The 8,083-nt window shown below is 55.4% G+C and carries 5 protein-coding genes; 2 read left to right on the top strand and 3 right to left on the bottom strand.

The genetic code is table 11. The features are described from left to right. Positions 1-76: 76 nt before the first annotated feature. From WA354_RS03120 to WA354_RS03130, 3 genes are all read right to left on the bottom strand, one after another. Entirely contained in the window at positions 77-3,610 is a 3,534-nt protein-coding gene (locus WA354_RS03120) for a carboxypeptidase-like regulatory domain-containing protein (protein WP_472811551.1), read from the bottom strand. A gap of 678 nt (positions 3,611-4,288) precedes the next feature. After that, complete coding sequence (locus tag WA354_RS03125; RefSeq protein ID WP_472811552.1) at positions 4,289-4,444, bottom strand: hypothetical protein; 156 nt, start codon at positions 4,442-4,444, stop codon at positions 4,289-4,291. Positions 4,445-4,775: 331 nt separating this feature from the next. Beyond that, positions 4,776-4,985 (bottom strand): DUF6515 family protein, encoded by a 210-nt coding sequence (locus tag WA354_RS03130; protein WP_472811553.1) that lies wholly within the window; start codon positions 4,983-4,985, stop codon positions 4,776-4,778. A 588-nt stretch (positions 4,986-5,573) separates the two neighbouring features. On the opposite strand from WA354_RS03130, the gene WA354_RS03135 reads away from it, so the two are divergent. Together WA354_RS03135 and WA354_RS03140 are read left to right on the top strand one after the other, a co-directional pair. After that, positions 5,574-6,992 carry a Gfo/Idh/MocA family protein gene (locus WA354_RS03135; RefSeq protein WP_472811554.1) on the top strand — a complete coding sequence of 473 codons (1,419 nt, stop codon included), beginning with the start codon at positions 5,574-5,576 and terminating at the stop codon, positions 6,990-6,992. A gap of 204 nt (positions 6,993-7,196) precedes the next feature. Continuing rightward, entirely contained in the window at positions 7,197-8,009 is an 813-nt protein-coding gene (locus WA354_RS03140) for a sugar phosphate isomerase/epimerase family protein (protein WP_472811555.1), read from the top strand. Positions 8,010-8,083 lie beyond the last annotated feature (74 nt).

The raw sequence follows: 8,083 nt of genomic DNA on the forward strand, positions 1-8,083 counted from the left end.
CTCCGAATTTACCCACAAAGCAAAAGGCGCGGCAGTGGTAGCTGCCGCGCCTCTTATTATTACTTACTGGTTTTGGTTAGAACGTCAACCTGCCGCCGAGCTCAAGTGCGCGCGGGTCCTGATATGACGTAACCTGTCCAAAGTTGCCGTTGTTGAGCGAGTTGCCGATTCCGTTCGGTTGCGTATGGTTGAAGGTGTTAAAGCTTTCCAGACGGAATTGGAACTGTGCTCTCTCCTTGATCGAAAACGTCTTATACAACGACGTCGTGAAGTTCACACGGTTCGGTCCGGGAAGAGCATCTTTACCTGCGCTGCCGAAGCCCTGGTCGGGGCCGCCTGCCCACGCTGGAGTGGGAACACTGAACCCAGTCGTGTTAAACGCAAGCTTGGTTCCGCTCGGTAAGGTTCCCGATACCTTCTTGACCTTGCCGGATACGTTCGGACGATTGGTGTAACCGCCGCCCAAACCGATTGGGTCAAAGTTGATGGACATACGAGGAGTGGTGGGTACACCGGTCTCATCGATGAACGTGCCGGCAAGTTCCCAGCCGCCAAGAATCGAGTGCATCAGACCTGGCTGTGTGAATATGGGCAGCTTGTAGATGTAGTTGACGTTCAGAATCTGGCGCCGGTCGTAACTTCCGGAACCCTTCATGTACTTGATGTTGAATGGGTTGTCGACGCCCGAGAGATCCCCACTGGTTATATCGATCTCGTGCGAGTACGTGTAGTCGACTTCGCCGCTCAGGCCCCAACGACCCTGTATACGAAGACCGGTCTGGAAACCATTGTAGTTGCCGTTGGTGGTGTTTTCAGCAACGTTCAAGTCCCCGAGGCCATCGAAGTTGCGCATCTGGTCAGGAATCGGGATATTCGTTCCGCCCGGATTTGTGCCTGAACGGTTGTTCGGGTCGCCTGCGTTGGCCCGCGAGTACTTAAGGTAATCGAGGGGGTTGCCGCCTGCAACGTTGAACGCCGGGTTGTTGCCAACCAGCAGCGGAGTGTTCAGCGAGTAGTTGTTGATATGGCGGTTGATGTTCTGATGCCATGCCAGGTTGCCGACATACTGAACGACCAGAATCATCGACTGAGCAATCTGGTCCTGAATGCCGAGACTGAACTGGGCTACGGCAGGCGCCCTGAATGTCTGTGCGATGGGCGAGCTGCCCTGCGCAAAGAACGGGGTCGCCGCATTAAGTCCGGATACGTAGCTCGTGTGTGGGTTGGTCAGGTACACATTGCTGGCCGATGGTGTGTTGGCAAACGGAGCACCGGTCGCGGCATTGTAGATGACGTTGCCTTGCATCCGTTCATAGAAGGTTCCGAAGCCGCCGCGCAGCACCGTCTTGCCGTTGCCGAACAGGTCTTCAGAGAACCCAACGCGAGGTTGCAGTGTCTTGTAGTCGTTCTTCACCAACCCTGGAGGCGTGCCGTTCACACCAGCTTCACGGATGCCATTCAGGTAGAAAGGCGTGCCATTGAAAGTCTGGAATCCAGGTCCTGTCGGATCCATTGATCCATTTACCAGCCAGTTAGGAGCCTGGACGGCCAAGTATTGAGACGGATCGAAGGTGGCCACCTGGTTGTTCCGCTCCCATGCCTGCGGCAGCGCATCATAGCGAAGTCCGAGTTGCAGACTCAGCCGGGGAGTTACCTTCCAGGTATCCATCGCGTACGCCGATGGAGTTTGGTTGACGTAGTGGCGGATCGGCGCAGCCTGTGACTCCGAGTAGCCGCCCGTGTCCAAGCCAAGAATCATGTCGACGAACGGATCACCGGTCGCACCCGAGAAACTGTTGCCACCTTGGGCGCTCAGGAAGAGTTTCTGGTTCTTGGTGTAACGGTTGTAGCTCACACCAAACTTCATGGCATGCTTGCCTGCCGTATAGGAAACATCTCCCTTGGGCATGAGGTCTTGAGCGGCGTTGTGCCACGGAGCCGAACCCGGAGTCTCGTTAACGCCGTAGATGCCGTTCCAACTCATGTTCGGAGAGGAGGTCGATCCGTTGTTGAAGTATTTGTTGACCTGGTAGCCGGCCGGCAGGTTGCCCGACGGACTGTTGACGATGTCGATGATGTTGCCGTCGTAGTTGATGCTTGCCTCAACCAGCAGGTTGGGGCTGAGGGTTGCCGTCAGCTTGAGAGCCGCGCTGTTTGAAGGGTTGTTGAGCGTGCTGGTGATGGTCGGCCAGCTGCCGCCGGACCATCCCACCATCGGTGATGGGAACGTCTGCGAAACGGAGTCGTGGATGTAGTGGGCAAGCAACTGGTACTTGTCCGTGATGCGCTGATCCCAGCGAACAACGTCATCGCGCACGTTGATGGGAAGACTGGCCTGACCTAGGTACTGATCGTTGGCCGTGTTGGGCTTTGGAACGATTCCGGACGCCAGGTAAGCCAGGGCATTCGAGTCGAACAATGACGCGGGTACCACCTGGTTAGGCCAGGGCTGGCCCTGAACGCAGGTCGGGCAGGCAGCGGCTAGTTTCGCAGCCCATGCCGGATCTCCGACAACCGGAACAGTCAGAGTAACCGGTGTCTTGGCCCACTTGGGGGAAACATAAGCCAAGCTCGAACCCGAGGTCGGGAAGTCCGCCGCAGGCAAGTCGTTCTGGAGATTAGGCGGATTGCCCTGGATCAGCTTGCGCCACTCTTCATTCCAGAAGAAGAACGACTTTGTCTTGTCCGTGTTGTAGACCTTCGGGATGAACACCGGGCCACCGAGTTGAAAACCGAAGATGTTGTAGTTCAGCTTCGCGCGAGCGGTGCCATTCTGGTTGTTCTGGTAGCTGTTCGCGTTGTAAGCTGTGTTACGGTTGAACTCCCACAGTTCGCCGTGGAACTTCTGGGTGCCGCTCTTGAGTGAAAGGCTGATGGTGGCGCCCGAAGAGATGCCGTAGTCCGGCGGATAGTTTGAAGAGAGAGTTTCCAACTGCGCGATCGCTTCCTGAGAAGGAAGAATCGAGATGCCGCCGGCACCGCCGCGGTCATCCGCCTCGCCGCCGTCGATCAACCAGATGTTATGGCTCTGGCGAAGCCCGTTCACGCTGATGCTTGCGCTGGCGCCGACAGAGGTCGGCGTGTTGTTGTCGGGCAGCGTGGAACTGACGCCAAGTCCAAGCGCCACCAACGCCGCAAAGTTTCTGTTCTCTGTCGCGATTGACGTGATCTGTTCTTCGCTGACGAGCGTGCTCACAACGTTAGAGTCTGTTTGCACGGTTAGGGTGTCCGCCTGCACGGTTACGGTTTGATCAACGGTGCCAACTGCCATGGACGCGTCGACGCGCGTGGTCTGTGAGACGTTGACCACGATCCCTTTCTGCACATAAGCACTGAAGCCTTTGGCAGTGACCTTGAGATCGTAAGATCCGACGTTCAGTCCGGGGAATGTGTAGTTTCCGCTGTCGTTGCTGACGCTCTTGGTCACGAAGCCTGTGCCCTGTTGCGTGAGCGTTACCTCTGCTCCCGGAACTGCAGCACCGCCTTTGTCAAGAACTGTACCTGTGATTGTTGAATTCTGCTGGGCGTGTCCCGCCAGGCAGACTAGAAGCAGAACGAGCGATAACAGAAATAATCTGTATCTCGCAGGTGTAGCTGACATCGCTTTCATGCGTCACTCTCCATCTAAGCTGATCGTGCATTGTTACTAGCGCCATGGTCCGCTGCTCTGATAGGCAGTGGCATCGCGCTGCGGTGTTTGTCCCGCTTTTTCTCTACTCAGTGCGACCGTAAACTGAGTCGTCGCTTTGAGTGATTACTGACCCCGGGTTGCAGTTGAACCTTGGGGATGAAACCAAATCATCCCGCGTTTTATTTACCTGAATTGGTTGCGGCATTTCATCCGAAGCGCAGGGGTACGACTTCGGTATTCAAACCTCAGTACATCAAGAACTGAGCTCAGCTTCGGGGGACCCGGGAAGTCGCTGAGTTCAGTAGGCAGCAGGATAAAACGCTTTACTGGTTCGGTCGGCAATAGTATTCAGCCGCAATAACGGGTGTCAATAGGGAATTTGGGCGGTTCCAAGGTAGTATCCATAGGGCCCGGAAAGATTAGATTAGGTACGTAGGTAAACGTTATCTAAGTGTCTTAAACTAGGCCATTTCCAAACGCGGGGCTGGTTCGCAACTCCAGACTTTGTAGCTTCCCAACAAGGGCTAATTCAATCGAGAATGTGGCGTCTAATAGCCCTGGCGAGGCTCGCCCTAAGCGTCTGCGCGGGAAGGCTTGCGATCCCGCACACAGAATTCGCTCACAGCTCTCTCAAATTGATCGAGCCAGAGATGAGGATTACTGATACTCGCCCTTTGCGTTTCTCGGGTTGGAGAACCCTTCCCTAAAGATGGAAACCCAGCTGATGATCACGACGGAGACGCAACCAATCAGTCCGGTGAAAAACATGACTTCGACGACCCGTGTCGCAAGCACCGCCAGTGAATTTGCCATTGGACTAGGTAGAACCTTTCCCGAACGCCTCGAGAGAGCTGTTGCTCAATTCGAAGGTAGCTGAAGTATAGGGTAAATGGTCAAATCTCGCGAACGGGCAATGGCGCCCATCGCGTATGTAGCCGGATTGAGCAGGACCGGCTGGATTTGCACGGGGTCTTCCTCGTTTCGGCAAACCGCAATCCTGCCGCACGCGAGCCGGCTGCGTATAACTCACACCGAGCGGTTCATCATCCAATCAAAAGATAAAGGACTACGCAAGATGTCGATCACTCCTCAAGAGCATCATTCTACGATGTTGCGCAGTCCCTTTCAAAGCAACCAGCTAGAGTTACGGGTGGTTGACCACCACGTAGGTCGTACTTCCGTTGTAGAACTGCGGTCGATAGTAGGTGCTTCCACACTGTCGGTAGGTCACGCCGTTGGCCATAATGGTTGTGCAATTTGGCGGAAGCGTATTGACCATGGAGCCTATAACCGCGGCCGTAACTATTGCAGTGGCTGTAACTGCTGCTGCGGTATCGGTGGCGATGCGCTGCAACTGGCAAAATAGACGGTGTGCAACGCAACCCTACGGGAACATTCGACCGCGCGGGATTGACAGCAGGCCCATCCAGCTCTGATCGTTCGAAGAGACGTTCAGGAAGATGACCTTAGATACGTGCCTGGATCCGGTATTTACCAATCCATATAAGCAATCGATATAAGCAATCGCCCAGGGGGAGCGGGACTTCCTTGTTAAGGGAGGCTGTCACACCGATTATCCCGAGACTACCCCCTCGGAAAGAACCGTGCCCTTTCCCGTTTCGGAACGGGGTTCAAGGAACCAAGTCGGCCTGAGCCAACCTTCCATATGTTGTGTTGAAGGGCAAAAATTGGCCTAAGAATTTGGCTGTTTTGCCCGACCCTACCTCTTAAGTGTTCCTCGGCGATGATCTTCTCTGTTCGGTCGGATGTTGACTTTCCCCAATCTGTGTTCACAAAAAGACAAAGATTGCAAAACAAGCAAGTGGGTGGTTCGATTGCGTGGATAAACCGGCACTGAAACGCAGTCGCGAAGTCGAACTGCCGGTCGAAAGTGATATAAATCATTTCAGTTCTTCCGTATGAAATGATATTGGGATAAGTGATGCCACAACAATCTGGATATGAATCCCTCCTTCGGCCTTTCAATCGCCGTCGTTTTCTGAAGACTGCTGGATCCGCTGCCATTCTTCCTGCAGTTCTTCGCGGCATTGCCGCAGCGCAGACTCCGCCAACAGCGCCCAATAACCGCATCAATCTAGGTGTGATCGGGATGGGTTGGCAAGGGCCTGGCAACACAGAAGCCTTCCTGACATTGCCGGATTGCCAGGTAGTGGCTGCGTGCGATATCGATGCCAATCATCTGCAAGCTGCCGTCAAGAAGGTTAATGACGCTTATGGGAACGAGGATTGCAAGGGCTACCACGATTATCGCGAGTTGCTGGCTCGTGACGATATCGATGCCGTTATGATCGCCGTGCCCGACCACTGGCATGAGATCGTCGCCACCGAAGCTGCCCGGCGCAAAAAAGATGTCTACGGCGAGAAGCCTCTGGCGCACACCATTGCCGAGCAGCAATCTATCGTGCGCGCCGTCCAGCAGAATCAGATCATCTGGCAGATGGGATCATGGCAGCGATCCGTTCCCATGTTTCATAAAGCCGCGGAGATTGTTCGAAATGGGCTGATTGGCGAGGTGACCCATGTCGAAGTCGGCTTGCCAGGCGGCAACGCAGACTTCGATGACGTGGAGAAGGCGGCGCTGGCGAACCTGGCTGCCGGAGGGCAAAACGCGGCCAGCCTTGAGCAGGTCGTGTCGGGCACGGCTGCCTGGAAATTGCTCGTCACCGATCCTCCCAAGGAACTCGACTACGACATGTGGATCGGCCCGTCGAAGATGGAGCCGTACATCAGGGCGCGCTCACACAAATCCTGGCGCTGGAACTACAACTCGGGTGGTGGCGAACTTCTGGATTGGATCGGCCACCATTGCGATATCGCCCATTGGGGCCTCGACTTCGATCACACGGGTCCTTCGGAGATCGAAGGCAGTGGAGAACTTCCACCAGCGAATGCTGTGTGGAACACCGCGCCGAAATACCGGTTCGAGCTGAAGTACCCGCACGGCATCACCATGACCATCGCCGGTGGCTACCCCGATATCAAGACGGGTGTGAAATGGATTGGCACCGAGGGCTGGGTATGGGTCGATCGCGAGGGATTTGACGCCTCGAATCCAGCGTGGAAGCAAGGCAAATACCTGCCGAGGGAACTGCGCAAGGTCAAGCTATACACATCGGCCGATCACCAGCAGAACTTCCTGGATTGCATCAAAACACGGCAGGCGACCGTCACGCCCGTGGAAGTCGGACACAACTCCGCGCTCCCGGGACACCTCTGTCTTATCTCGATGCTCACAGGACGGAAGATCCGGTGGGATGCGAAGACGGAGAAAATCATCGGCGATCCCGAAGCGAGTAAATTGATGACGCGCGAATACCGTGCGCCATGGAAGATGAGCTAGGAGTTTGATCGTTCCTTCCCGGTCTTCATTCGCACGGGTACCGGTTCTCAGCATGATTCAAGGCTCGGGAGTTTAGCCAGAACCCTGGCCGACCAGGGCATGGTCGATTCAGTAGGAGAAACAATGCAACCCGTAACTCGCAGAAATTTTATTGTCGGGGCAGCAGCTGTTACGGCAGTCTCATCGGCGAGGTTCTCGTTTGGAATGCCATTGGGACTGGTGCCCGGCATCCAGCTATATAGCGTCCGGCAGCAGATGGCGCACGACTTTGAAGGAACGCTGGCGGAGGTGCGCAAGGCGGGGTACCTTGAGGTGGAATCTGCTGCGTTGCCGAAGAAGCCCGCGGCGGAGATCCGCAAAGCACTCGACCAGGCAGGGCTGAAGTGCGTCAGCGCGCATCGCTCGTTTATCGATGTCACCAAGGACCTGGACGCCACAACAGAATTCGAGAAGATCATCGGCGTAAGTTACATCATCTGCCCAGGACCGGGACGCAAGAACCCACCTGTTCCCGGCCAAAAGGTTGGACCGCTCACGATAGATGACTGGAAGTACAACGCCGAGGAATTTAACAAAACGGGTGAGAAGCTGAAAAATGCCGGCATCACGTTCGGCTACCACAACCACTGGGTGGAGTTTGCGCCGGTCGACGGCAAGGTGCCCTACGAAGAGCTGCTCATGCTCTGCGAGCCCGACAAGATGACTTTCGAAATGGACTGCGGATGGGTGAAGGTCGCAGGCCAGGATCCGGTCGCTCTGATGAAGAAGTACCCGCACCGCTTCGCCATGTTCCATGTGAAAGACTTCCACCTTCCGCCGAACATCTCGTTTGCGACGCATGAGGAGGCGAAGGTAACGGAGTTGGGGCGCGGATCGATCGACTACCGGCCGATCTTCGCGCAGGCTGCAGAAAACCAGAAGATTACACACGCCTTCGTCGAGCAGGAGGCTTTTGATATTCCGTGGCAGGAGTCGCTCAAGGTGGATGCGGACTATCTTAAGAACCTTGCCGTTTAGCGCATCACCGCCTGAGGATACATGGCTGCTTCCACTGAAATAAAAGTGCTTCCTGTTAAGAAAGTCGCATGGGA

The sequence above is a fragment of the Occallatibacter sp. genome, assembly GCF_049802275.1.
Classification (GTDB): Bacteria; Acidobacteriota; Terriglobia; order Terriglobales; family Acidobacteriaceae; genus Telmatobacter.